The organism is Phocaeicola coprocola (genome assembly GCF_041333015.1).
Classification (GTDB): domain Bacteria; phylum Bacteroidota; class Bacteroidia; order Bacteroidales; family Bacteroidaceae; genus Phocaeicola; species Phocaeicola coprocola.
Genome location: NZ_JBGKGM010000002.1, coordinates 1 through 25,961 on the forward strand (window position 1 = coordinate 1; position 25,961 = coordinate 25,961).

Here is a 25,961-nt window from a genome sequence, read left to right on the forward strand (position 1 = left end):
CCGCCTGGGCTCGAACTATAAGTTTTATCCAGCTAATAATCAATCATTTATCAAATAGTCCTAATCTTAGTCCACCTATTTCGTCTGAATTTGGCTTCTATGTTTTACACAAATAGAACTCTTGTTTTTATATGCCAAAGATACGATTTTTCTTTGGAACTTCAACCATGATGAACCGGAAAAATCGTATCCTTGAATCTTTCTTTCACTTCGTATTGCAACGGATTTTCTATTTAAAAGCTTCTTGTCTGTTTCTTTCCAGAAGCTCCTCTATATCGGATTCCCGGTACAGAATCTTGCCTCCTATCTGATAGTAAGGCACAAGTCCATTGTTCCTGTACTCCTGTAAGGTTCTTCTTGACAGTTTCAGATATTGGCTTAATTCTGCATCAGTCATATACCGTTGTCCGTTCAACAGGGGGCGTTTCTCTTTAAGGGCTGATTCCAGTGCAATTAAAGTTTCCTTTAGCCTTTGGTAGAACTGAACGATGCGTTCATTGTCTCCGGTAATTAACTTGCTCATCTTTTTACGCTGTGTTTATTTATATACTTTTGGATATCTTCTCGCTTGTAATAGACTTTCCGTTCCAGCTGGGTATATGCGATTTGTCCGGTGTCTCTCAGATTTTGCAGTGTCCGGAGAGATACGTTCAATATCAGACATGCCTCTTGGTTGTCAATCCATTCACCGATGGCTTTTGGGGACGTACTTTCCAGCAGACGGTCAATCCTGTCCAGAAATTGATTCAATTCCCGGATACTCTTCTCGTAAGCATTTGCTTCCATACCTATGATTTCCATATAAATCGATTTTTGGGGTTTGATACAAATGTAACAATTCATTGCAGCTGATTCAAACCTGCGTCGTCAGATGGCATCAGGTGTCTTCAGATGTCAGGCAGGCTGTAAACCGGTTTACAGAAAGGGTTTACAAGGTTTACACTTTTCCTTTACACCCGGATTCCTGTTCTAAATTATATTTCATTGATTTTCAGTAATATGGTTTTAAAAGCGGATAATATCGTCCGTATTGGCACGAGATTTTCACATATAAGGGTATATACTCTTCAAGTGCGCACAACGAGGGTATCGATTTATTCACTTTAAAACGCATGGATTATGTCATACATTGATAATGAGATACTCGAAAGACTGATCGGGACAATGGTGGAAGGCTTTGCCCGTATTGAGAAAAAACTGGATCAGATGAACCGTCTGAAGGAATGCATGAACGGTGACAGACTGCTGGACAACGTGGATCTGGCTGAACTGCTGGGTGTGTCGCAGCGTACACTGGCCCGTTACCGGAAGGAGGGCAAGATCAAATATTATTCCGTGGAGAAGAACGGAAAATCCTTCTATCTGGCCTCTGAAATACAGGAATTCCTGCTCCTTCGCGGCAAGAGGACATAACTGAAGCAGCCGAAACTTTCAGACAGTTGCCCCGGACCAGGATGACTGACCATTCAACTTTTTCAAGGGAAAGCCAGTCCGGTATGGGGCTTCATACCGGAATTCCTGTTGTCTTCATCGAGTCCAGGTTCACATAGGCACCCCGATAGGCAGTTTTCCCTTCCTTGAACATTTTCCATAACAGATTGCAGCCGATGTGTGCCAGTGTAGAATTGATGAACAGGTCCTGCTTGCCGAGTGCTTCCGCCAGAGAACAGCTTGGACCGGAATCCACCTCACGTACCTGTGAATAGTCCACCTCTTCCGTAATGACATTCATTCTGGGAACGGGTATGTATTCCTGTGAAGAAGGCTGGACAATCTTCTCCCGCAGTGTGCCTACAAGCACCTGTCCCTTTGTCTGGCTGTTTCCGAAGTCCATCCAGTACAGGGGAGTCCGGTGATCAACAGGTCCCTTTCCGCTGAGGCCTTTCAGGAACTTCCACAGGGCCAGCCGGGAGCGTACATTGTCGGTGCAGGTGATGAACAGGTTGGCCGTTTCCATTTCCTCCTTCTGCCGGACATCCGGATAGCGTTTTGCTTCTGCCGACCAGCTATAGCCGAAGAAATGGTTGATGCGGGTGACCAGGGCCGTTGCCTTGTTCAGTCCCAGTTCCGTCTCGCTGAAAAGCTGGCGCCCGATGTTGGCTGTACTCACTGTATCCGGATCGAATACAGTCACATGCAGTCCCGGATGCCCCAATGCCCGGAGCGCCATGCTCATGCGTGCCAGGTTGGTGATGACCTGCGAGCCGGTCCCTCCCGCTCCGATGACGAAGACGGTGACCGGATGGTGGGGATTCAGCAGGTAGTTTTCGGTAAAATGTACTTTTTTCATGGCAGGATATCTTTTAGCTGTTTGTTGAACGGTCTCAGCTCGTTCATGTCAAAAGGTTGGTTTCTCGCATTTTCTGTCACCGTGACCAGATTCAACACGGTAGGATTTTGTCTGCCGCCCAGATGGACGAATTCCGTCAGCCAGAATCGCTTCTCCCAATATTCCATCAGGGAAAGAAAGGACGGGTTCTGCGGCTTTTCCAACGAACAGGAACCCAGACATACGCTGGAACCCGTCACATTGAAGAAAGGGGCCAGGTACAGAGGTGTCTTTCCGGTCGGCTTCTTTCCCTTGAAGGCATAGACGTCCATCCGCTCGCTGCGGATGTGGTAGATGATGCCCGGCACATGGAACACACCGTCCGGGATGTTCAGCTGCTTGTGGAAGAACATCTGTCTTTTGCCCGGCGGGTTGTACCAGATATATTCCTCCTGTCCTTTTCTCGGATTGCAGGCCAGCAGGTTCTCGGGAAGGACGCCTGCCGGTATTCCGCTCATTTCTTCCGTATAGGATTCCATCAGGGCGTTCATGAACTCATAGGTCACCGGCATCCCGGCCCCCATCTGTCCGTTTTTGTGGATGGGGCGGAGTTCCAGGAAATATTCCGTACTGTTTGTTCTACATTCGTCACACCGATAGGCAATGAGAGCCGCTTTCGGTGTGAGGATGCGCTGTATCTTTTGAGTCAGTTCATTCATGATTCAGTCATTTAGTCGGTTGGCAATATAATCCATGAAACGGGAAAGCCACTTTGCGAAGCGTTCCGGAAAATCGTCCGGTGGAAGCGGCTTTTCAGTTTGGGGTGTGATCAGCAGACCGGATACCGGAGTGAGACAGTAGGTCTCCTGGCTGTCCGAGGTGAAATGGCTTTCCAGCTCATCTATCAGTTCGTCCTCATTGGAATAGGTCAGCAGAATCTGGTATTCCATCGGAATCGGCATGAAGTCCGGCTCTTCCTCGCTGTGCCAGTCGTATTCATAGTCCATGATGCACGGACTGGAAGCTGCGATGAAAGGCAGGCCTTCCCGGATCAGTTCCAGCAACCCGCCCTCTGCTTTCGTGGCCGGGACATACTGCCGTACCTGTTCTTCGAGGTTGCGGCAGAAAGCACGGGACCGCATCCGCTTCAGGCACCGGCTGATCTTCCCTTCGCTGTAGGAACGGAAAATCCGGCTCTTTTCCCGCTGTCGTTTCAGTTCGTCCCGGTCCATTATCTCTTCCAGGTAGCAGTCCAGACCGCATTCGGCCATTTCAAAATAGGGTGTATCCGTAATGTCCTGCATCCGGTGGTGACGGATGAAGCGTCTGATGAATTCCAGCACAATCCTTTTCAATGTCCCGTGCAGCTTTTCCGTAAAGTTCACCGGCAGCCAGAACAGGGTATAGTCCGGCCAGGAATGGTACCGGTAGATGCAGAACTGAAGCTGTCCCTTCCGTACCTCCAGATTGACATGGTCGGTCAGGGAAGCATCCAGCACCTGGTACAGCCGGCAGATTTTTTCCCTCGGGGAAGCTTTCGACGGCGGAGTGTATGGCAGCTCCATTTCCAGGAGCTGCACATAGTTCAATGCTGAACGGTAGAGATAGTCAAAGCTCTCTTCCGTGGTCAGGTTTACTCTTCCGCGATAGGTTTCCGTATACAGGTCCGGAGCGATGGGCTGCAGTGTCCTGTTCAGAAAACCGTAAGGCTTCCGGCGGGCGGGAGCTTTCTGCGTCCGGACTGTCTGATGCCCCGGCTTATGTCCGCCTTTCCCAGTTCCGACAGGATAAGGGAAGCGAGATTCTGCATGGCCTGCGCTGTAGGTGGTGTACATGGTCGTCTGTTTTTGGATGGTTTCGTTTTCATGGCTTATCCCTTTACTCCGATGGTGGTCTTGAATTCATAGACCGCCCGGTCGTCCTCAATTTCCGGTCCGTGTACCGATGCGGTGGTCAGTTCCGGATAGTTCATGGAATAGAAATCCATCACTTCTGCCGGTGACAGGTTGCTGTCCGGGTCATCCAGCAGCAGTTCGTTGCCATTCTTTTTCATCTTGAATACTCTGTTCATTCCTTTAATTTCAAGTGCCATATCCTTTATCGTTTTATGTTAGACATTTGTTCAGCAATACACCATTTCAGCCTGCTGCGCCTGGTCTCTCATCCTGTATTCTTCCGGAAAATCCAGGTATTCCGCATAGGGGTCTTCCCTGAGCAGTTCCCGGTCATCCTCCTCTTCGGGGTCAAAACCGAAACTGTCAAAAGACTGCTGCCCGTTGGGATACGGGTAATTCTCTCCGGCGAAACCCGTTTCAGGCGTAACCGGTTGCAGACCGTTTGTACGGGGCTGGCCGGTCATGCCCGGCTGCCGGTTCACGCCATGCTGTCCCGCTGCCGGATGATGCTGTTGGGGAGGAAAGATTGCGGGCTGAACCGTCGGTTGTCTGAAACCGCTTCTGTCTGTTGTCCGTACAGCCGGCTGGGATGGTTCCGGCTGGTTATAGACTGTAGAGGAAACAGCCTGTTGGGGAGCCGACTGTGGAACAGATTGTGGAGCAGCTGGTTGTATTCCATTTTCCGGCTGGCTAGTCCGGGTTGCCGTCGGTTGCGCTTCCGGTGACATTCCCGCAAACAGGCTGCCTTCATCCGCCTTTTTCTGTACTTCTTTCATCCGGCTGTCGATTTCGCCCTGCTTCTCACCGGGAGCCAATGCCCGGGCCTGCCGGAGCCAGGTAAGCGTTTCCTGGTATTTGGCGTTCTTGAAGGCATCGTCCGCCTTGGTCAGCAGCTTCTCCATCTTCTCCCGCTTTTCACGGGCTTCCTTGCTTTCCGCAGGCGCACTGCCCTTGCCGTTTTTACCGCTTGCCGCAGCCTGGGTTGCTTGCTTCTCAAAATTCTCTGCATTGACCAGCAGCCCCTGCACCTTCTGCAAGGGCTGCATGATGGCCTGCAGGAAAGCGCTGTCCAGCTCGTACGGATTCCCGCTCAGCACCAGCGGTACCATTTTCTGCTGGACCTCTTCTTTCAGGCTGTTCCGTCTCGGCATGACTGCCACACTCAGTTTATCCTCCACTTTGCGGATGTGGATGCTCAGGTCTATACCCGGAGTCATCATCTGGTAAATCGTTTGAAAAAACATACTGTGAAATTGTTTAGAAATTATACATAGGTTTCCTTGAAGAACTCTCTCAGAACGGCTTCCCGGTCCGGACGGCTGGCGATGCCGCGCAGTCCTTCCAGGTAATAGCCGATGCTTTTGGGTTCATCCACTGAACGTGGAACACGTCTTTTGACCGGTCTGCTGCTGTCATTTTGGGGCCAGAGAGCCGGAGCGGCCGGAGCCTGCGGGGTGAATCGGATCGTTTCCATACTTGCATAGATTGAATGTTAATGAAAAAGCAGCCCGAGCACAGCCAGGACTGCCATGATTTTAACCACCAGGAACAGGAGGCTGAACAGCAGGTCCATGAGACCTCCCGTCAGCAATAGCAGGGCGATCAGTCCGATAGGGACAATCCCCTTGTTGGCCAGCAGGCAGATTCCGGTTATCAGGAACAGCGTCACGGCCTGTTTGCCTGTCTTTTCGATACGTGCTACTTTCATCGTTTTTCTTTTTAAATGAATAATCCCATCGGGATGTGTTTTCCCGATTTTATAGGCCCCTGCCTTTTGGATTGCCGTTTTGCGCAAGGCCCGGACGGAAAAAATACCGGAGCAGAGCGAGGATGATTTTTTCCGTCCGGCCAGCCCGCAGGGCCGCCTTGCAGCAAAAGATCCGGCAATCCAATACCTTTGCCGCCTAAAAGCGGAAAAACAGCGCTGCTTTCAGACACAAAAAAATGCAGACCCTTTCAGGCCTGCATTCCCGTTCCTTTTCGGAGCTTTATTCTCCGGAAGGCGCATAGGTTTGGAAGATGTCGTCCACCAGCAGGGTGGCCAGGCTTCTTACCCGTTCCAGGAAGCCGGATTTTTCCTCCTGCCCCGTTTCCACTCCTGCCAGCAGGGCTTCCCAGTCCCTTGTCAGTTCCGTATCCGCAATCTTCTTGCCGCGGATGGTCTCGTAGGTGAACATGCCCTTTGGGGTCGGTACAATGTATTTCCCCGCATAGCGGATGTAGTTGCGGTTCAGCAAGGTCCGGATGATGGAAGTACGGGATGCCACCGTGCCCAGTCCCTTGTTTTCCATGTACTCCACCAGTTCGGCATCGGTGAACGGATGGACCGGAAGGTCTCTTTTCCGGATCAGGTTGCAGCTGCAGACATCCGGTGTCTCACCTTCTTCCAGCATCGGCAGTCCATCGGGGGTTTCCGGTACGGGCAGGACACCGGGGCGCTGGAATAGGGCATGCCAGCCTTCTTCCAGGATACGGACACCGGTGGTCTGGAAGACCTGTGCGGCACATACTGCCTTGACAAAGGTTGTCTCTGTCCGGCAGGAAGGCAGGAAAGCCTCCAGCATTCGGCCTGCAATCAGCCGGTACACCTCCTGTTCCTTGGGAGTGAGACCTTCCGGACGGATGCCGGTAACGGTGATGGCCGGATGGATGTGGACCTGCTTCTCATCGACCACGCTTCGTGACAGACCGGAAAGCATCCCTTCCGACAGGTCGGTTTCCAGTTCGAACAGGTTCCACGAAACCAGTCTCCGGAGGATGGCAGGAAGCGTGCGGTACACATCCTCCGTAAGGTATCTGCTGGACGTGCGCGGATAGGAAATCAGCTTTTTTTCATAGAGCGTCTGCGCGATGTCGTACACTTCCGACAGGGTAAGCCCCAGGTACCGGCTTGCTTCTTTCTGCAGCTGTGTCAGGTTGAACAGGGCGGGCGGCTGGATTTCCTGCACGCTGCGGCTCACTTCCGTAATCTGTGCCTTGGAAGCCAGCTTGCAGTCCTGGTAGAACAGTTCGGCCGATTCCGAGTCGGTGAGCGTATCCCTGCGTTTCAGCTTGAAGATCTGTCCGTTCTTGTGCAGGCTGATGTAGATCGGCCATGAATCCGTCGGGATATGGTTCTCCTTCTCGCGGTACCGTCTGGCGATGGCCGCCAGGATGGGTGTCTGCACCCTGCCCAGGGAATTGTTGCCGAGCCCCATGGCCATGCACATGGCATAGCTGGCATTGATGCCCAGAATCCAGTCCGCCTTGTTCCGGCAATCCGCCGAAGCGAAGAGACTGTCGTAGCAGCTGTCCGGTTTCAGGTTTTCCATCCCTTTGCGGATGGCTTCATCCGTCAGGGAGGCTGTCCAGAGGCGGAGGCAGGGCTGTGTACATTTCAGGTAGGCGTACACATAGCGGAAGGTCATTTCCCCCTCACGGCTGGCATCCGTGGCCGCAATGATGGTGTCACAGCTGCGGAGCACCTTTTCCACGACCTTCAGCTGCAGGACCGCCTGGATGTCCGGAATCCATCCGTTTTCGGTGCGGACATGCTGTACCGTCAGCTGGAAGTCCGAAGGGATGAAGGGAAAGTCCTCGCGGCTCAGCTTCCGGACTCCGTAATCCTTGGGCATGGCCAGCGAAAGCATGTTACCGAATGTCCAGGTGACGAGATATCCGTTTCCTTCCAGGTATCCGTTTCTTGTTCGGGTGGCACCTACCACTTTTCCTATTACTTTTCCTACGTTGGGTTTGTCTGTCAATATGGCAATCATGATCTGTTGAGTTTTATAGCTGTCCATACGGCTTTTTAGCGTATGGACAGCCGGTGATACATTGTAATAAAGGTTATTCTTCCGTCGGTCGGATGCCGTTGATGCCGATGACCGGTCGGCCGTCCGGTTCCACCTCCAGCTTGAGGGTGGCATCCATGGTGAGTGAGAAGACCGGGGTCTTCAGGTTCAGCGTGGTCACTCCGGTCTCTGCCCCTTGGAGAAGCAGGTCCAGGTTGCCGTCCTTTTCGAGTTCCTTCCGGCGGATGCCGACAGCTTCCAGCTTTTCCCAGTCAAGCTGTTCGGCCTTGAAAATGATGGGTTTGTTCGGATTCATATACATATCGGTTGAGGTGAGTAAGATTTCTTTGTACATTCACGGACAGTCTCAGACAGCCTGGCGGGCATTTCTTTTCTGCTCCTGCTGCTGGCCGTTGTCCGTCTGTGCGGCTTGGCGGGCCGTGTTTCTCCGGATATCGGGATTCTCCTGGAAATACTGGAGCTGGCCGGTATTGGCGTTCACTTTCAGGTAGGAATCGAATGGTTTGCCGTTCGGACCCTTCATGCCGGTGACCAGAATGGCTTTTCCGTCCTGCAGGTTGGCCCTTTCCTGTGCCGAAAGCAGGTGTCCGTATACTTCAGCCGGAATGGCCGGGGCCTGCCGTTCGTTGAAGCCGTCCGGTGTCCGCGAGTATAGCGGTCTTCCGCTGGCCATGTCCAGCCTGACGAAGGAGGAGAATTCCTCCCCTTTGCGGTTGATCATGTTTTCCAGAAAGACAGGCTGTCCCTTGCGGAGCGCCTCCTTGTCTTCCGGTGTCAGCTGGACCGAGCAGATTTCCTTCGGAATGTAGATTTCGCCCGTTTCCGGGTTGTGGCGGGTGTACTGCAGGCCGCCCGTCACCTTGTCCATGGTGACAAAGGAAGAGAACACCTCACCGTTCTTGCGTTTCATGTCCTCCACCAGGATGGTATGCCCTTCGTTCAGTGCCTTGAGCTGCATGGGGGAAAGCGGCACGCCGCCCAGCGTCTGCTGGTTGAAGGCCTGGTCCTTGGAAAAGATGAACTCGATGCCCCTTCTTTCCGCGCTGTACTGCAGATGGGCGTTGAATTCCTTTCCCTGGTTGGACTTCATGCCATCCACGAAAATCTGTTCGCCGTTTTTCAGCTTCTGGATTTCATCCGGAGTCAGGGTCACTCCCTTGATTTCATTCGGGATGTAGACATGTTCCTGTCGGACGGCCACCAGTTCGTTGGTGTTCTTGTCGATGGAAATGAGGCACGGCTCGATCGAGTTGCCGCGCAGGTTCAGATCTGCCACCCGACCCATGTTTCCGCTTTCGCGCAGGTTCTTCTTGTCCTCTTCGGTAAAGATGTGCCCGAAGTACGGACGGTCCAGTTCCGGCTCCTTTCTTACTCCGTGGATGCCCAGCATCACCTGTCCGCCGTTGGACATGAACGACAGCCTTGCATCCAGTTTGGCGGTCAGTACGCCGGGAATGTTGAGCGTCAGCGGGATGGTCTTGTTGGTCTTGTAGCCTTTCAGCATACTGTCCAGCTGTCCGGACTGCTCCAGCATTTCCTTGGATACTCCGAACTTGCCCAGTTCTTCCCAGTTGATCATGTTCTCGTTGTACCGGTAGGTTGGAGTCTGCTGCTGGGGAACCTGCTGTTCTCGTCCCTGCGCAGCCGCTTCCACCTGTGTCACCTGTTCCGGTTGCACCTGAGGTGCCTGTTCTTGTTTTTTTGCCATTGCTTTTTCCTCCTCTTTGGTTTGGACATTGCTTTGTTGGTTGTTCTTCGGCACGATTTCGTACCGTTTCAGGAACTCTTTCACCGCATCGGTTTCTTTTCCCGAAGCCAGGTCCTTGAGAGCCTGCCTGTTCTGCTTGTAGTCATGGAAAGTCATGCGGATCAGCCGGAAATGGGTAGGTTCCTTCAGCTGGCTCCAGAAGTTTTTGATGAAGTTTTCGAGGATGCTCGAATTCTTGTCGAACTTCAGAAACGAGTTTTCGTTCTTTTCCTCCGGTGGAACTGTCCGATAGTTGCCTTTCTCGTCCGCCTGGCTGACCACACCGATTCCCTCTTTCGGGTCGTTCTTGTTGTGGACCAGCAGCAGCTCGTCAATCTGTTCCACATAAGGCTTTTCCGGTTTCTTGTTCCGGCTTTGCTTTCCTTTGTCTGGACGGTTGTTCTGTGCCATAATTTTCTGTTTTGAGTGACTGTTTGATTGGTTTCACAGTCCAAATGTAAGGGCTTTCTGTTTACAATCCGCTGATTTTCAAAAAGCTGGCATCAGATGTCGTCAGATGGCATCAGATGGCAATCTATAGATGGTCTGGCACGAAGAAAAGAGGAATTGGAAGTATAATGTGTGAGAGAGGTGAAGGGGAAAATAGAGAAGGCAAAGACGCAGACAGCAGGATGTGCAGAACACATGAAGCAGCGGAACTATGCAGAACAGAGGGAGCTGAAATCCCTGTCTTATCTCGGGATAGGATGAAATAGGCACAGCTTACTGGTGGGGAACGGATGCTTTCACGGTTCTTTTGAGGTATCGGGAAATATAAGGACAGCCGCCTGTACTGAAACGGCTATGCGTCACGTCGGTCGCAGTTTATCCCTGTAATCAGACAACAATCCCTCCGGACGTTTGACGCCGCATTCTTTTTCGGAAGAATTTTCATGGCGAAGCCATAAGAGAAAAATCTCCCGAAAAAAAGTACAAATGCGGCTGGCAAACGAGGGAGGGATTACCTTTGATAAAGGGAAAACTGTAAAAAAACTTTTCTCTTCTCTTTATACGATGTTTATCGCATAAAGAGAAGTGTCATTATTAATAATAATGATTTTTAGTCACTAGTATCTTTAATTTTAATGACATCTGTTCCATTTTTTTATTTACAGTTTGAAAAATCAGCTATATGTTGTGTCACAAAAGTATATTTTTATTTAACCTATGGCTATTGCTTACCATTATAAATTTTATTAGCCTTATTAAGAGAAGTGTGTAAAATCTGACTTATACCTGTTCCTTCATTCATTTGTTCCATCAATATGTCAAAACCTGTCAGTATTTCTTCTTTGCCTATTGTTAGATTGAATTTAATTTTCTTATCTTTCATCACGCCTGAAAAGATAGCTCTTCTGGCATCGGCTTCACTTGGACAATAGATGATGCTATGCCGTTCAAAAAATCTACCATCTGTAATATTGGTGGCTATGGTAAAATATCCGGTAGTTGCATCATATTGCACATCAGAAAAAATACTGTTATTTATAGCATCTGCCGCTATACTTGCCATTTTCTTTCTTTTTTTAATCAGACTTATTTTTATATCATTACCTACAATTTTTATGCGAAAAACTCCGTTCATCCGGCTTTCCAGAAATGAAGCATACATATTGATATTATCAATGAACTGCCATAGATAAATATCCTGATTCTGTTTGCACTTACTTTCCAGACAATTTTTGTATAAGAAAATAGGCTTACTGACAGCATATTGGAAATTTAGAATATCCCTACTTAGTTTACCAATCATTTTCTCCAGATTGGATTTGCATTCTTTTATTATTTGCTGTTCCTGTGTTATATTATGCAGAATATCTTGATAAGCTTTTTGTATAACTACTTTATCTTCAATTCCATATTTCTGCATAATGGAGATAAAAAAGTCTTCTTTCATATCGTTTTGTATTAGGTTTATATATCTATATTTATGGCAGCATATCTTTGCTGATCCAGTAATATGTTTGTCCGTTGGAAGTGAATCCCTTTCCGGCAGCCTCTTCCCATGCAGACTTTTTAGATTTAAAATATTCCACAAGCATATCTAGTGTTTCATCCACCAAGTGCTTCTTTCTTTTCAGGTCGTTTACCGTAAAGGCTTTTAAAAATGGGTTGTCCGTTGGACAAGTAGTAATAAGCCTTTGCGCTTCGGCCATACTCATATTCTTTAGTTTCTTATACTTGATTCTACACAGTTTACCATTGTTTATATACGTATAATAAAGAGCAAAGAGATTGGCTCTTACTTTTTTTGTAGAAGCATACTCGTGACTATCTTTCATCTCGGTAACAGATAACCTTGTATCTTTAAGCACTACCTCGTCTTCCAAACAGTCGCAAATTTTTCTCTTTTTCTCTTTTTCTTTTTTCTGTGCTTCATATTTATAATCCACTTCATATTGAGAGAGGGCATTTATAAAATTGCGTATTCTCTTAAATTCAGCTTCCGTCACAAGTAATCGGTATTCCAGCAAGTGTGATACTGAATCATGTAACACGACCGGTTGTGCGGGCAGATACCATTCCGGTTCAGCGTTTCTTAATGCTTCTGGCAAAGATTTAATCCCTGATGGTTGCATTTGGAAATAGTCAACTAATGTCGAATCCTCTCTGTTGCGGAAGTTGCCTATTTCGTTAAATGCCTTATACAAACTTTGCGTTAGCAATCTGTTATCTTCCTTTACTTGTTGTAACAGGGTATCTACTGATGACGCCAGCCCTTCAAGAGGTAAATTCTCCTGTTTTTGAGGAAAGACCACCCATCCTTGTGTCATGCTTCTGTTGGGAAAGTCCAAACAATAAACATTTTTATTGACTTCTCTGTATTCATGATATTTACGCAGTTGATCTGCATATACGATGATTTCTCTTTTCTGGCGACTGATTTTAACCGCATAGTTATCAATCATATTTTCTACTTGCAGAACGAAGTTATTGAATTTGTCCGGATTTCCACCAAAAAGTTGAAATCCCAATATTCTGCAATTATATTCGGCCATACGGTTAACCAGAGTTGAATCAGCCCATTCACTATTGTTTCCGGTTTCACCGATAAGGATAATTAGGTTACTTTCTTTTTTGTGGTCTTTAAATAGATTGACAGCAGTTCTCAGAGTACTCCAGCTTCTCCCGCCAGTGGCAACCAGTTGTTTTGCATTATTGCTTTTGGCAGACAAAAAGTTCAGCACTTGCATATAGTCTTTTGTCAGATGTACTTTCGGATTTTCATTATTCCCTTTCTCGTTGAAAGCCAGTACGGAACCGAATTTATAATCGAAACCGTCATCAGGGTTGGCAAATAAGGGTTGTAATCCCTGAATAATATTGACTACTTCCGGGAATTGTTTTACAGCCAATTCATTACCCTCTACAACAAATACGATATTGATTTTTTGCAGATCTTTTTCTATTTCCTTGAACTGATTGTAATAGATACGATTACCGTTTACGTTCACTACAAAATTCTCTTGTTTGTCTATCACCGGCATGAATGCTCCTGTTTTAAAACGGATAACAGTATCCATTTGGCAATAGGATGTTACCGGACTATATGCCAGTGGACGTGCTATCCGTGCCAGCTCTCGGCTAGGGACCAGTTGTGCTCGTCTGAAATTTAACGTATCTGTTTCGGCCTTATTCTTGAACCATAACGTACTGTCCGGCAGACTTCGTACATCAATATGCAGTTGTTGTCCAATATTCTTTATTACAGCATTACTTACCCAGCCACATATCTCAGTATCCAGACTATCTGGCGAAATAAAAGACTTTTTGGCAACCAGTGTTTTGCTTCTATCTTCTGATTGTTTTAGTGGGAAAACAAGCTGGTGCATGGGTATTTGAGTATATGGCTTGCTGAGATCCGTATTCTTAAATGTCAGTAGGGAATCATTTATCAAGTATTTCTCTGGAACTTTCAGCGGAACAGTATCGGAGAATACGGTAATTTGTTTATTTTTCAATCCCGTAGCAAGATCCGTTACGGAACTTCTGGTTAGCAGCAGGTCTGATTTATGAACCCATCCATAATAGATTGCTGATTTATGGTTGCCCAGCCTTCGCCCGTGGCTTTTTATTTGTGTCGGGTCGTATTTGATGACTTTCAACCAGTTTCCCTTTTTCCCCACCACTAAAAAGGCATCCATAAATTGTAGTTCTTTCATTTCATTTTTCCCTGTGGCGGTTTGGTAGCTCATATTTCCCAACTGGTCGGAAAAAACAATCCACGGGTTATTTTTTATCTGTAGGGAACTTGGAGCTTTTATTTCACCGCCACAGTAGTTCATGATATATTCACGGGGCACTTGCTTTATTCTTGTGAATCGGTTTATCGGAGCACAGGAAGTCATGATAGCCATTCCGGTGCAAAGTAGTGTAAATGTTCCGTTCCACATCCTTTTAGTTGTCTTCATGATACAGGTTATTTTGAAATATATTTTTCAGATTGCGTGACTAGCAGTTTTTTGATACATTCATCTGTATTGCTGTTCCCGATATCCACAACAACCTCTTCAATAATCAGTTTTTTTCTTCCAATAATTTTTAAGCCTTGGCAATAGGAGTAAAAATCATTATGTTTGTCACCATTGACCGTTACGACAACATCCGGGTTGTCGCACAGATAAGTATTGAGTACATAATTATAGTTAAGGTTAAATGGTTTCCCATCTACGATAGCCTGTAATCTTTCCCTGATATCGTTTCCTACGAGAGTAAGTACATCGGTAGAATCATTCTTTTGATAATTCGGCTCGATTTGTATGGTATGTCGTATCGGGTAATGGGTCTCTTCTGTTGTCAGCAGAATTTCATAAACACCGGGTTCCATATAGGCATATAGTGGGTTTTTCTCCCGTGAATCCACCATTCCTGTTTCTCCGAACTGCCATCTCCATTCCTTAGAATCACCGATACCGTGAAAGGAGATAATTTCATCCTGCAAGGCAAAGTCCGGAGCTTCGATTTTAATCAATTCCTCGTCTGTCTTATCATTGTTTTTCTCCCGTACATTGACTATGAATTTCTTTTCATATTTTCTGTCTACAGTCAACCGTACTTGATATTTCCCGCTTTGAGTGAACCGGTAGCTGCCAGTTCGTTCTTCCGAAGCATCTCCGTTTCCAAATTCCCATAGCCACATATCCGCCCGCTTGGTACTGTCGGTATATTGAATCGCATCTCCCACCTCTATATCTGAGGGAGTGATATAGGCAATTACCGTCTTTTCTCTCAGAGAAAGGCTGATTAAGTATGCTATGACAATACATAGTACGACGGCTCCTATTATAATAAAGGATTTCCTGTTATTAATTTTTCCCATGACAAATTATTTTTTTAATACTGAACGCCAATCTTGTTTTTTGCTTTCCAGACCGATTTCACACTCTTCCAGATTTTTTTTGAAAGTACTGATATTCTCTCGTTTACTCCACAACTCCTTTCTGTCCGTCAGCCACATTTGATAAAAATCGGCTACGTGCATGAACACTTTATACCGGTTGTCCCAGCCATTGTTTTGGTATGTGTTCTTCAGATCGTTTAGCAGATACTTGATATCTTCCTCTTCATATTGTGCGTTGATACCTGGTGTGAGCTTGGATATTCTATTGTATAGGGAATCCACTATAGGTTTGTTTTCCTTTTGCAACTCCTGGAATTTCCTGATTTTCTCAACTTTTACCAGTACCATATCTTTTTGCCGGGTAGTGTCAAAATCTGAATTTGTCCAGAAGATAATCATACAGCAGCAGATGGACACAGCAAGGAATAATAGCAGAACATACGCAAATCCGATTGTTTTTTCACGTTGGTTTATTGTAGCCCTGTTCTGTGAAAGTTGTTCATTTTCTCTCATAAGTAATTCCTCCAACTTTTAGTTTTCTTGATATCTCCCTGTTCTCTTTTACGCATCTCATCAAATCCTCCCGTACTATACTTTCCTCTTTTTCTGCCAGCCGGATAGAATCCTTCACGCCTAGAAAAACATTGATATTTCCTGCCAGCTTTTTGTATAGCAGAAAATCCTTTTCGTCTAACGCATTGATTTGGTTCTGCAACTGCATCTTCCGGTTGCTGACCACACTTTGCAGCAGAAGGTCATTGATTTTCGGAGAACTGTTCATGAGTGACATGTATTGGTAGATAGAATCCACTGCTACAACCATATTTAGTTCGGCGGAATAAATATTGTCGTATTCTACTGTTTTGGCCATAATCATTTTGACCTCCGTTGAAGCGGTTTTCATATAGGAATAGAAACAGAATACCGAGACAGCCACACAGATAATCAGAAAACCGGAGAATCTCAAGTATCCTTTCCTTACTGTATTATTATTTAGAGGTTTCATACTATTTCGTTTAAATGATTATTATATGGTCAGTCTAATAAATTCCAGTCTGACCGGGTCGCACTCTCATGGCGTTGTATTCGTTCACCGACTACAATATTTTCTTTATGCTTACCGATATATTCCAAAGAACTTAGCATCATCCACAATTCAGAGAAATTGCTTAGGAATCCCTCAATTATAAGCATCATACTGCGTATTTCATCATGTTCATATTTGATTTCAATCGCTTCGGAAAGTATGCTTTCAAATTGGGCAGGAGTAGTGTCGCTCCATTCGTAAAAATATTTGAGCACATCCTCTTTTTCAGTTTTCTCCATGAAATTAAGTGTATTGAAGCACAGGTGTGCAAGGTTTGAGAAACATCCGATTACCTGTATGGGAGCCCAATATGCCCCCGTATTTCTATAACCGAAATACGAAGTCGCTGAATATTGCAAGATATTCTTACAGATTTCAGCTATATTGAGGGCCATTGTCGATGAGTCGGAACGGTTTACAACCTTTGCTACAATGTCCTTAGAAGCTTTTTCTATATTGTTGAAGAAGACACCAAAGCGCCCGTAGTAGCGTGTCAGATCAGGGTCGCTTAACATTGTCATACATGGTGGAATATAGTTGTAATCTATTTCATAGCGGTCACCATCCTTACGTATGCGTCCCACTATCAGACTATAAGGATCAATTCCATTCTGCATTTGTTCTACTGGAAGTGTATACAATTTATATTCCGGGCGAACTTCCGGATATCGTGGGGGAAGAACTTCATTGTCCAGTTCACCTGTCGGAATACGGTTATAAGGATTTACCGAGAAAATGACATTCAAATAAGAAGTGCGGGATAAAGAACCATTTGTCAGTTCTCCAGCCGGAACCTTGTAGCTTAGGTATTCCATCGGGTTAGGTTCATAATTGATGATAAATCCGCCTGTTGTTATCCCGTGACAGCGTACCAGTCTGACTTCTATCGTATCTGTAACAGAATGACTTACTTCTATCTCACACATAGAATGATGATTGTTTCTCGATGGTTTGAGAAGACCATAATTAAAGTTTGTGATGTGTATCTCTTGTCCGAGGCACTGTCCGTTGATGAAATAATTCTCAGTCATTTTGAAAGAATTGGGAGTAAGACTCATGCCTTCTTCCCAGTTAACCAGGTTGAATGTTTTATTTTCCATAATATTATAATGTTTTTTTCTTTTTAGCTAAATACCTTTTCTTTTCTTACTCGTTTGGCAATTATGGTGTATCCTCCTCTTATTTTATTGTCTGTGAATGACAGGTCAGGATCAATATATTTTCTTGGCATGAAGAAAGATGGTTTGGTATAAAATATCCATCCGTATGGTATCTCATTATCATTATAATGAATTCTACTCATAGGATATTTCCGGCTGTGATCCTTTATGCATCGTTGGAACCAGTTTCCGAATATCATTGTATCGGAAGCCTGTACCGACAAATGGAACGGGATAGGGTCACCAATCTGCTTGAACAATTCGATATTCACCAATATTAGTTCCGATGCATCTATACTGCTATAATCTGCAACATTCCTGTCATCTGAGTATTCCCATATCTTATAAATTTCCAATGGTATATCCAGGTACGTACGGTATGTTTTCCTGAACAGGGAAATGAAGATGAATGGCACTACACAGGTCGAAGCCCACCAACCGTATTGAAGTTCACTGCATAAGTTGAATACCAAAGAGAAAAATGCCATTCCCATAATACAGAGCACTACAGTAAATATAATCTCATATTTGAAAGGTTTCTGCATAAAATCAGGCAAAAACAGGTCTATCGCTTTCAGATGATAATAACCCAGCAATAAATACAATAGCTGTAGGGCTATGTAGATGTACGGAATAAAATACTGTTGTAAAAATCCGGTCAAAGCCGGAAGGATAAGAATCAGGATAGTTACCAGAACATAAGTGATCAGCTTTCTGTTTCCCATCAGCTTATTCTTTTTTGCAATAAGGAATACTACGCCTCCGAGCAGGAAAGCGATAATAGGAAATAACAGATATGAAGTTAAGAATCTTCCAAAGATATTTTCCATAATATTAGTTTGAGTAGTTATTTATTCACTTGATAATGGGCCTAAAAATAGTCTGAACCGAAAACGACAATTCTCATGGGTACTGTTCAGTACAGCCTTGATTAGTACATCCGCCTTTTTCTTGATAGTCGTTGTGTCTGTTACATCGTCCGTATAGGTTATATCACTGACTGTTACCTGTACTTCTACTTCGCTTAATCTAGGTTCGTAGGTTGTGATTGATTCTGTCAGACAGGTCGTGAAATGGTCTTGCCAGCTTTTTTGTGAGGCCACTTTTTCAAAGTCCATGTCCCAGATACGGCAACCGAACCGGGGATCATACCGATGTTCGCCGGGACAGGTCGTGAACAGCAGTTCCAGGTGCTGGTCGATAGATTCTTTCTCACTGCATTTGGGCAGCGACTTGCTTCCGTCTTGCAGTAACAGACCTATCTTGAGTGGAAATTTGTAGTATTCCATAATTTCTTCATTTTTTAAGTTCCGTCAATTGGTTTCAAATTCTTCATCACTGACTTTCAGGTAACGGGAAGTTCACTTCAGTTATATTTTCGGAAGTCAGGCTTACCAGATGCTTGCGATAGCCTGTGCAACACGTATCTTTAAAGATTATATTGTGAATCTTTGACTGGCTTACCTTCCCATTCTGTTCACTGAATATGCGTACACTTCCCTGAAGTCGTATCCGTGTTTGTGCCAGCCTTCACATTCCAGTGATTCGTACAAATCCCTTCCATCTGCATAATAGAGGTATATCATAGTAGAATAATATACCATTGACAGATAATTGTGTCTGGCATCCATCATAGAATTTATTGGTTTGTATTTTCTATATCCCATATCAATTCCTCGCTTTCTCCTATACCCACTTTCAGTACATCGCCTTTGGATAATTTTCCACTGATAATCAACCGGGATATAGGTCTTCGGAGGTAATTGCGTATCACTCCCGCTACCTGCCTTGCACCATATTTAGGGTCAAATCCCTTATGTGCAAGATATTTCTTCACTTCTTCTGTCAGAAGAATGCTTATTCCCTGTTTTTCCAGCAGGTTTGAAACATTTCTGAACTGTATATCGAATATCATCAGTAATATATCTTCTCCGATAGGTGAGAACGGAACTATCTCTGACAGACGTGCTAGAAATTCCGGTCTGAAATACCTTCCCATTACTTCCATTAATTGTGTCGTAGTAGGATTTTTCCCCTCTGCCAGTTGATTGGCTAACCATTCGCTGCCCACATTGGAGGTGAACAGTACGATAGAATTTGAGAAATCACCTTCCTTGCCTAATCTGTCGTGTAATTTACCTTCATCCATGATTTGCAGGAAGATATCATAGACAGAAGGATGCGCTTTTTCAATTTCATCAAACAATACAACTGAATAGGGCTGTCTTCTTATTTTATTGACCAACAATCCGCCTTCTTCATAACCTACGTATCCCGGAGGGGCACCGTATAACAATGCAGCCGAATGCTCTTCCTTGAATTCCGACATATCAAACCGTATCATAGCTTTCTCGTCATTAAACAATGCTTCGGCAAGTGCCTTTGCTAGTTCGGTCTTTCCGGTTCCTGTAGGACCGAGGAAAAAGAAAGAGCCGATGGGCTGTCCGGCTTTGTTCAATCCGGATCTGGATTCCAAAATCGCATCCGTCAATGCTTTCAGGGCATTATCCTGTCCGACTACTCTTTTTCTGAGAATATTTTCCATATTGAGCAACCGCTCTTTCTCTTCTGATTGGAGTTTACCCAATGGTATGCCGGTTTTGTAGGATACTACTGCCGCAACCTCTTGAGATCCGACTTTCTCGATAGGTGCAGATAAAAAGGAGCGAAGTGTTTCTATCTTCTGTTTAAGATAGTCGGATAGTTCTTCCGATGTATCGTAATTTTCCGGTTGCGTATCTTCGGTTATCATTCCGAGTAGAACCGGACTTAGTCGGTTCTGCATGGAGCGATAAATACCTTTTAGTTCTTTCAGCTTGGTATCATCGTCTTCGCCTGCCTTCTTTTCCTGTTCGTTTAGCGCAGTCGACAGTTCTTCTATACATTCTTTGGATGTTTCGTTAATAAGTTTCACAGCGGACAGTGTACGGTCGAGTAGGTCTATAGCGGAGTCTGGTAATCTTCTGTCCTTGACATAACGTTTGGCCAGACGCACACATTCCGGTATCGCCTCTTCTGTTACTTCCAGTCCGTGGAAGTCTGTGTAAGTACTCAATACGGATTCAATCATTAAAACAGCCGATGGAATATCCGGTTCATTAATTTTTAGTTCTTCAAAACAACGGTTGAATGCATGATCCGGTTCTATAATTTTCCGATACTCTTCGGCAGTGGTTATACCGATAACGGTTAGTTCTCCTCTGTCCAGCTCCGGTTTTAGAATACTTGCTATTCCACTGTTCCCTTGTTTGGGATCGAGCAGGGTGTGGATTTCATCAATGAACAGGATAGCCTTATCTACTTTCCGCAGTTCCCTTATCAGATTTTTTAGTCTGTCTTCCGCTTCGCCTTTGTAACTTGCTCCGGCTATCAAAGCGCCCGTATCCAATTCCAGTACAACGGATCCTTTCAAATATGAAGGAACTTTGTCATTTACAATTGCTCTTGCCAGTCCCTCCACTATAGCAGTTTTTCCTACACCTGAATCACCGGTAATAAGTACATTGGGTTTACCTTTGCGTCCTAGCGTTTCTATCATCATGCGAGTTTCGTTTTCCCGACAGACGATTTCGTGCATCTCATTCTCTCTGAATTCAGAGGTCTTGTCTATACAATATTTATATAGGGCTGCTGTTGCCGTCTCGTTTTCTCCTTTAGATGTCGGCATACCGACTGCGATATCATGCGCAATATCCTGACAGTCCACTACAGATGATAAAATTTCTTCTTCTTTTATAGGAAAAGATTTCAGTTGAGTAATGGAATAGGCTGTACCCGGTTTTGTGAGAGCGGCCAGCACACAGATCGGGCTAATTTCCAGTAATCCTAATTTCAGTCGCACGATGTCAGCTTCTTCAAATACATTGGCTATTTGCTTGTCTGCCATAATTTCCGAAGTTTTCCCAGACCGGGGTGCTTCTTCAATGCGCACTTCTGCCCAGTCTTCAATATATCCGGTATCTTTCCCCAAACTTTGAATGAATCCTTGTAGTCCAACTTCTTTATGCATTAGCGCTTTTAGCAGATGTGAAGGTGTATAGCAATCATTGGCATATTCCCGTGCAATTGATTTTGCTATACGAATCGCAATCTTTACAGATTCGCTTAAATTGTTTATAAAATCGTTTTCCATGTTTCTATTTGATCAAGCATTATGATTTAATAGTTATGATATAAAGCAAATATAGGAAACCGTGTTTAATCTAGATGTCCTACTTGCAAAAATAGAACAAAATCGCTAAAAACAAGCAAACCTCTTGTTTTTTATTTCAAAATGAAAAAAAAATATATGAATTGTTTTTGCTTTATAAGGAAAAGTATCTATATTTAGGGCGTGACACAGGAGCGATTTGGCTTCTTATATTATAATTAATATGGTACAATAAGTTCAAAAGCAAAGGTTCACGCAAACGGGATAATTAACCAATTTATTCACTTAAAAATTATACTATGTTTAAATCAACATTGAAATTTCAGTCCAAAGAGTTCGACATCCGCTTTGTGAGTTACGAAATCAAGAGAGATGTTGATGCCAAAGGACGTCCGGCTTCCCATCTGTATGGCGGTATCATTAACATTACCATCGAATCAACAGAAGACACAACAATCATCGAAAACATGGTCAGTCAGTTCAAGCCTCACGAAGGTACTGTAGTGTACAAGAAAGGGGATGAAGAATCTGTAATGAAAGAGTTGAAATGGGAAAAGGGTTATATTACCCGTTTCCAGGAAGTAGCTGACGTTGAAGGCAAAAAGCCTATGGTTATCAAATTCGAGGTTTCGGCTCAGAAATTGACCATCGGTGGTGCTGTCTTTGAACAAGACTGGCCGGATGCTAAGTAAGCCGGACTTGAAAAATGTAAAAAGAGATTGTTCTATAAAGTTTTCCAGTAAGACGTGCAATATGGGCAATCTCTTTTTTAATAAGTACGGATAAATAAAAGTTTTCTCAAAACAGAAATTAAGTAACAAATCTGAATTATGATAGATGATTATATAGGTATTGGCGGTAATGCGGTAGAGCAGGAGGCCAATGAAGGTATTGCCGATATCCCTGGCAATCGTACATTGATGGTAAACCAAATGACTGCTGAAGAACCCGGTGTTCCGGAAATTGTAGATCATTTGTATACGATAGAAGATGTATTCAAGTATTTTGATCCGAATATTGATGTTAATTTCCTGGATAAGGAAGGACAGGATGTAACAGAAAACTTTCAGTTTAGCAATGTGGGGGACTTTTCTGTCAAAAGTATGACCCAGCGGAGTCCTTTTCTTAACAATCTGAGTATACGCAAGGAATTTTATGAAAAAGTGGTCAAACAGCTTCGCTCGAACAAGGTATTGCAGCGTGTTATTGCCAACAATGATACAAAGGCGGCTATGCTGATTATATTGAAAGAGTTGAAAAAGCAGGTGGAAGAGTCATTGTAATTACAGTATAATATAAAATGAAAGGAATATGGTAGAACAAGGAGCTAAAGCGACAGAAACACAGCAATTGGCACAAAAACATGAAGCTGTTCAGGAACATTTCTCACAGGATACGCTGAAAGAGAATTTGGGTAAACTGTCCCGGTTCGGCGGTTTCAGCTTTCTCGAATCAGCGATTGACAGGGTGCAGAACCTGAATCCGGATCGGAAGGCTAGAATGAGTATATATCTGAAAGACGAAGACAAAAAGGAAGACAGGCGTAATCTGTTGCGCACACTGGACCTATGGATTGATATGTTGGAAGAGAACAGCACGATTGATGATATGCTGTCCGCTTGTAGTTCAGAAGTAAACGAAGTTTCCAATTTGCTTGCCACAAACCAGTTGGTTGCTGCCGAAACAGTTAAGGACTTGGAACGTGCTTATAGAGAGGTAAAGTCGTTCTATGATAACACCGGACAGGATAAGATTACCAATATCTCAATTATGAACGCTTCACTGGAACAGGTTACCGATTTGGATAATCCGATTTTCATTGATGCTGTGGCAGAAGAATTGAAACAGTATTATGACAAACTCGACTTGAGGGATAACTACTCCCTTCTTGTTGTTCCGGGATTCCTTGGTTCCAACAAGGTTGTGGAGAAATGGGCGAAGATTGCTTATAGTAACAAAGTGTTCTTATTTTCTGATTTCGCTGACCTTGAAAAGCCGGACGATGTGATTGAAATGTTCTACGAGTCTAATATGTCTGGCGGTGACGGTTTTAAGAGTAATACATCATTGGTTTGTAACTGGCTGATCGGTCGTGCTAAGTATGCGGAATTGGGAGAAGAGGAAGATTTGCATATTTCTCCATCATCGGCATTGTCAGGCAAAGTGTATAGCTCTCTTATGTCGCAGATTACTGCCGGTAAGAAATATGGTGCACTTGATGGAGTGGATGCTGTTGTCTTTCCCTTGAAAAAGAGTGAAATATCCAAATTGGAAAAGATGGGGCTTATCCCGTTGGTCAACGAATACAAGAAGGTGATGGCGTTCTCCGGTAAATCCCTTTTCAACGGTGACAATTTGGGATTACAGACTTACTCTGTCGTTCGTGTATTCGATTACGTGGCAAAAGTGCTCGTTGACTTCCTGAACCGAAGGGCTTTTGAGAACTGGACAAGCAAATCGGAGAAAGATTTGCGCCAGCAGATGATCCGTTTCTTGGATAGCATCAAGGGACCGGATAGACTGATTGAGAAATATAGCATCGAGCGGTTTGAACGCGACCCGGTAAAGAAAGACCGTATATATTTGGATATAAATATGATACCGTTCTTCCCGGCAAAAGAATTCGTCGTTAAGTTGGATGGAACGAAGGGTGAAGATGGCACTTCCTGGAACTCTGAATACGAAATGTCGAAATAGAATTTATTAAAAAAAGGATTATCATGACAGACTGGAATCAAGTGGAAGCGACCGTTTCTATCGGTGGCAGTGAATGTAAGTTCACTACAATTTATCTCAAACAGGTGTTCAACGGGCACCATGTTTTTGATATTGGTGTATTGTGTCCCCCTCTGCCTGGAGAGAATATCTGGTACAACGAGCGTGAAAGCATGATTGCCATGCAGGGTCAGAGTGTGGTAATTCGCATGAAACATGTGATTAGCGGTGATGAAAGCATCTTCAAAGGCATCATCACCGAAATCGGAATGGATGGTGAGAGAGGGGTTTCAGGTACTATCCATTACAGGGGATGCAGTCCTACTATTCTGCTTGAATCCGGAAAGACAATGGACTCCTTTATGGATTATACCCTGTCGGCCATTGTCGGAGAGGTGGTGAAGAATTATGGCAATGGAGTGGAGATTGTCAACAAGCCCCTTTTCAATGAACAGATTCCTTATATTCAGATGCACGAAGAAACCGGATATGAGTTTCTTCGTAGAATAGCCTACCAATACGGCGAATGGTTCTATTATGACGGACAGAAATTACATTTCGGGAATCCACAAAAGGACAAGAATGAGACGGTTACGTATGATGTTGACTTGGAAAAGGTCAGCTTCGGTTCTTGTGTCACTCCTTTCCATTATTCACGTCACGACTATATGGCGGAGGATGACCGTCCTCTTTATGCAGACGACAGTGCCGGTGTGAACGGTATCAATACCTATCTGGCAAATGCAATTCGTACGTCCGAATCCATTTATCAATCTCCTACCACTTTATATAACAAAGCGGTAGTCGGTCATCCGGTTCACATGAACCGTCTTCTGGAGTTTGAGAAGGGACGTGATACGGCTTCCTTGGTATGGTTGAGAGGTAAGAGTAAGACTTGCCGTGTACGTATTGGCGAACCTATTGCGGTCAAGATTCCTGCTTCCATGTGTAACCGTCGGGATTTGGGACAATATAGAGTGATGTCTGTAATCCATGAGGTTGATAAGAATGGTGTTTATTCCAATACTTTTGAAGGCATTCCGGCTAGTATGGAACGAATCCCAGTGAATAACGTTGTTATTTCTGAAGCTCACCCGATGCTTGCAAAGGTAATCAGTAATGCTGACCCAGAGAGTCAAGGACGTGTTAAAGTTCAGTTTGTATGGCAAGAGGAACAAAATAAGACAACTAACTGGATACGGGTAAGGAGTCTTGATGCAGGAAGTAGTGAAGTTGTATCTAAAAATAGAGGTTTTGTTTTTATTCCAGAAGAAGGGGATCAAGTTTTAGTTGGTTTTGAACTAAATAATCCCTCACGTCCATTTGTTTCTGGAAGTCTGTTCCATCGCCAAAATGGTGAAGGTGGAAAAGTTAATAACAACATTAAAAGTATAATAACACGTAGTGGTCATACAATTATATTTGATGATAGCGAAAACGGAGAAAGTATAACTATTCGAGATAAAAATAGTAATAAAATTATTTTAGATACAGTAAATAAAACAATTTGTATTGAAGCTCAAGAAAAGATACAATTAACTTCTAAAGTTATATCATTTGATGCAGCAGAATTGATAAACAGCACTAGTACAAACATTGAATCCAGAGCATCTGAAACAATATTAAATGCTGCTAAGGACTTAAGTGCTATTATTGATAATAAGACCAAAATTGTATCTAAAGAACTTGATAGTACTTCTGATAAAGTCAATGTTAGAAGTGTAAAAGAAGATTTGGTGTTAATATCCAAGAAACAGGTTATAACACAAAGTGGTACGAAAAAAATAAAATTATCATAGTTGT

Annotated in this window: 27 protein-coding genes; 5 read left to right on the forward strand and 22 right to left on the reverse strand. The window is 44.4% G+C overall.

The features are described from left to right. Positions 1 to 229: 229 nt before the first annotated feature. Positions 230 to 523 (reverse strand): helix-turn-helix domain-containing protein, encoded by a 294-nt coding sequence (locus ACDG22_RS09070; RefSeq protein ID WP_009127019.1) that lies wholly within the window; start codon positions 521 to 523, stop codon positions 230 to 232. Next, positions 520 to 801 carry a helix-turn-helix domain-containing protein gene (locus ACDG22_RS09075; RefSeq protein ID WP_009127020.1) on the reverse strand — a complete coding sequence of 94 codons (282 nt, stop codon included), beginning with the start codon at positions 799 to 801 and terminating at the stop codon, positions 520 to 522. The genes ACDG22_RS09070 and ACDG22_RS09075 overlap by 4 nt, the downstream gene beginning before the upstream one ends. 318 nt (positions 802 to 1,119) lie before the next feature. On the opposite strand from ACDG22_RS09075, the gene ACDG22_RS09080 reads away from it, so the two are divergent. Then, positions 1,120 to 1,413, forward strand: a complete 294-nt coding sequence (locus ACDG22_RS09080) for a helix-turn-helix domain-containing protein (protein WP_009127021.1) — start codon at positions 1,120 to 1,122, stop codon at positions 1,411 to 1,413. Between the two features lie 91 nt (positions 1,414 to 1,504). Here the strand turns inward: ACDG22_RS09080 and ACDG22_RS09085 are convergent, their stop codons facing one another. The 20 genes from ACDG22_RS09085 to ACDG22_RS09180 all read right to left on the reverse strand — a co-directional run bounded on the left by ACDG22_RS09085 (position 1,505) and on the right by ACDG22_RS09180 (position 21,425). Continuing rightward, complete coding sequence (locus ACDG22_RS09085) at positions 1,505 to 2,290, reverse strand: PRTRC system ThiF family protein (protein WP_009127022.1); 786 nt, start codon at positions 2,288 to 2,290, stop codon at positions 1,505 to 1,507. Continuing rightward, positions 2,287 to 2,988: a prokaryotic E2 ligase family D protein gene (locus ACDG22_RS09090; protein ID WP_009127023.1), complete on the reverse strand. Its 702-nt coding sequence runs from the start codon at positions 2,986 to 2,988 to the stop codon at positions 2,287 to 2,289. The genes ACDG22_RS09085 and ACDG22_RS09090 overlap by 4 nt, the downstream gene beginning before the upstream one ends. A gap of 3 nt (positions 2,989 to 2,991) precedes the next feature. Continuing rightward, positions 2,992 to 4,104: a hypothetical protein gene (locus ACDG22_RS09095; RefSeq protein ID WP_009127024.1), complete on the reverse strand. Its 1,113-nt coding sequence runs from the start codon at positions 4,102 to 4,104 to the stop codon at positions 2,992 to 2,994. 35 nt (positions 4,105 to 4,139) lie between these two features. Further along, on the reverse strand, positions 4,140 to 4,361 hold the full coding sequence (locus tag ACDG22_RS09100; protein ID WP_009127025.1) for a PRTRC system protein C: 222 nt from the start codon (positions 4,359 to 4,361) through the stop codon (positions 4,140 to 4,142). Between the two features lie 30 nt (positions 4,362 to 4,391). After that, a complete protein-coding gene (locus ACDG22_RS09105; protein ID WP_009127026.1) occupies positions 4,392 to 5,408 on the reverse strand; it encodes a PRTRC system protein E in 1,017 nt (338 codons plus the stop codon). A 20-nt stretch (positions 5,409 to 5,428) separates the two neighbouring features. After that, a complete protein-coding gene (locus tag ACDG22_RS09110; RefSeq protein WP_009127027.1) occupies positions 5,429 to 5,638 on the reverse strand; it encodes a hypothetical protein in 210 nt (69 codons plus the stop codon). Positions 5,639 to 5,656: 18 nt separating this feature from the next. Beyond that, positions 5,657 to 5,872, reverse strand: coding sequence for a hypothetical protein (locus tag ACDG22_RS09115; protein WP_039969919.1), 216 nt, complete (start codon positions 5,870 to 5,872; stop codon positions 5,657 to 5,659). A 280-nt stretch (positions 5,873 to 6,152) separates the two neighbouring features. Continuing rightward, positions 6,153 to 7,919, reverse strand: a complete 1,767-nt coding sequence (locus tag ACDG22_RS09120; RefSeq protein WP_039969953.1) for a DNA topoisomerase — start codon at positions 7,917 to 7,919, stop codon at positions 6,153 to 6,155. A 73-nt stretch (positions 7,920 to 7,992) separates the two neighbouring features. Beyond that, on the reverse strand, positions 7,993 to 8,259 hold the full coding sequence (locus ACDG22_RS09125) for a DUF4099 domain-containing protein (RefSeq protein ID WP_117747435.1): 267 nt from the start codon (positions 8,257 to 8,259) through the stop codon (positions 7,993 to 7,995). A gap of 45 nt (positions 8,260 to 8,304) precedes the next feature. After that, entirely contained in the window at positions 8,305 to 10,116 is a 1,812-nt protein-coding gene (locus tag ACDG22_RS09130; protein WP_009127031.1) for a DUF3945 domain-containing protein, read from the reverse strand. Between the two features lie 760 nt (positions 10,117 to 10,876). Next, the gene (locus tag ACDG22_RS09135; RefSeq protein ID WP_009127034.1) at positions 10,877 to 11,602 is read right to left on the reverse strand and encodes a hypothetical protein; all 726 of its coding nucleotides are present in this window, start codon (positions 11,600 to 11,602) and stop codon (positions 10,877 to 10,879) included. 31 nt (positions 11,603 to 11,633) lie between these two features. Next, the gene (tssR, locus tag ACDG22_RS09140; protein WP_009127035.1) at positions 11,634 to 14,117 is read right to left on the reverse strand and encodes a type VI secretion system protein TssR domain-containing protein; all 2,484 of its coding nucleotides are present in this window, start codon (positions 14,115 to 14,117) and stop codon (positions 11,634 to 11,636) included. Between the two features lie 8 nt (positions 14,118 to 14,125). Then, entirely contained in the window at positions 14,126 to 15,025 is a 900-nt protein-coding gene (locus tag ACDG22_RS09145) for a PKD domain-containing protein (protein WP_009127036.1), read from the reverse strand. A gap of 6 nt (positions 15,026 to 15,031) precedes the next feature. After that, positions 15,032 to 15,559 (reverse strand): type VI secretion system transmembrane protein TssO, encoded by a 528-nt coding sequence (locus tag ACDG22_RS09150; RefSeq protein ID WP_009127037.1) that lies wholly within the window; start codon positions 15,557 to 15,559, stop codon positions 15,032 to 15,034. Continuing rightward, positions 15,546 to 16,052 (reverse strand): type VI secretion system TssO, encoded by a 507-nt coding sequence (gene tssO, locus ACDG22_RS09155; protein ID WP_039969920.1) that lies wholly within the window; start codon positions 16,050 to 16,052, stop codon positions 15,546 to 15,548. Before tssO ends, ACDG22_RS09150 begins: the two co-directional genes overlap by 14 nt. Before the next feature lie 29 nt (positions 16,053 to 16,081). Next, a complete protein-coding gene (locus ACDG22_RS09160; RefSeq protein ID WP_009127039.1) occupies positions 16,082 to 17,233 on the reverse strand; it encodes a hypothetical protein in 1,152 nt (383 codons plus the stop codon). A 23-nt stretch (positions 17,234 to 17,256) separates the two neighbouring features. Next, entirely contained in the window at positions 17,257 to 18,123 is an 867-nt protein-coding gene (locus ACDG22_RS09165) for a TssN family type VI secretion system protein (protein ID WP_009127040.1), read from the reverse strand. Between the two features lie 21 nt (positions 18,124 to 18,144). Further along, on the reverse strand, positions 18,145 to 18,582 hold the full coding sequence (locus tag ACDG22_RS09170; RefSeq protein ID WP_009127041.1) for a GPW/gp25 family protein: 438 nt from the start codon (positions 18,580 to 18,582) through the stop codon (positions 18,145 to 18,147). A gap of 171 nt (positions 18,583 to 18,753) precedes the next feature. Beyond that, positions 18,754 to 18,927 carry a hypothetical protein gene (locus ACDG22_RS09175; protein WP_158639696.1) on the reverse strand — a complete coding sequence of 58 codons (174 nt, stop codon included), beginning with the start codon at positions 18,925 to 18,927 and terminating at the stop codon, positions 18,754 to 18,756. A gap of 5 nt (positions 18,928 to 18,932) precedes the next feature. Next, complete coding sequence (locus tag ACDG22_RS09180) at positions 18,933 to 21,425, reverse strand: ATP-dependent Clp protease ATP-binding subunit (protein WP_009127042.1); 2,493 nt, start codon at positions 21,423 to 21,425, stop codon at positions 18,933 to 18,935. A gap of 317 nt (positions 21,426 to 21,742) precedes the next feature. Here ACDG22_RS09180 and tssD point away from each other — a divergent pair, with 317 nt between their 5' ends. From tssD to ACDG22_RS09200, 4 genes are all read left to right on the forward strand, one after another. Then, positions 21,743 to 22,135, forward strand: a complete 393-nt coding sequence (gene tssD / locus ACDG22_RS09185; protein WP_009127043.1) for a type VI secretion system tube protein TssD — start codon at positions 21,743 to 21,745, stop codon at positions 22,133 to 22,135. 138 nt (positions 22,136 to 22,273) lie between these two features. Then, positions 22,274 to 22,726: a hypothetical protein gene (locus ACDG22_RS09190; protein WP_009127044.1), complete on the forward strand. Its 453-nt coding sequence runs from the start codon at positions 22,274 to 22,276 to the stop codon at positions 22,724 to 22,726. A 28-nt stretch (positions 22,727 to 22,754) separates the two neighbouring features. Beyond that, positions 22,755 to 24,140: a DUF5458 family protein gene (locus tag ACDG22_RS09195; RefSeq protein ID WP_009127045.1), complete on the forward strand. Its 1,386-nt coding sequence runs from the start codon at positions 22,755 to 22,757 to the stop codon at positions 24,138 to 24,140. A 23-nt stretch (positions 24,141 to 24,163) separates the two neighbouring features. Then, entirely contained in the window at positions 24,164 to 25,957 is a 1,794-nt protein-coding gene (locus ACDG22_RS09200; RefSeq protein ID WP_143722911.1) for a phage baseplate assembly protein V, read from the forward strand. The last annotated feature ends 4 nt before the right edge of the window (positions 25,958 to 25,961 follow it).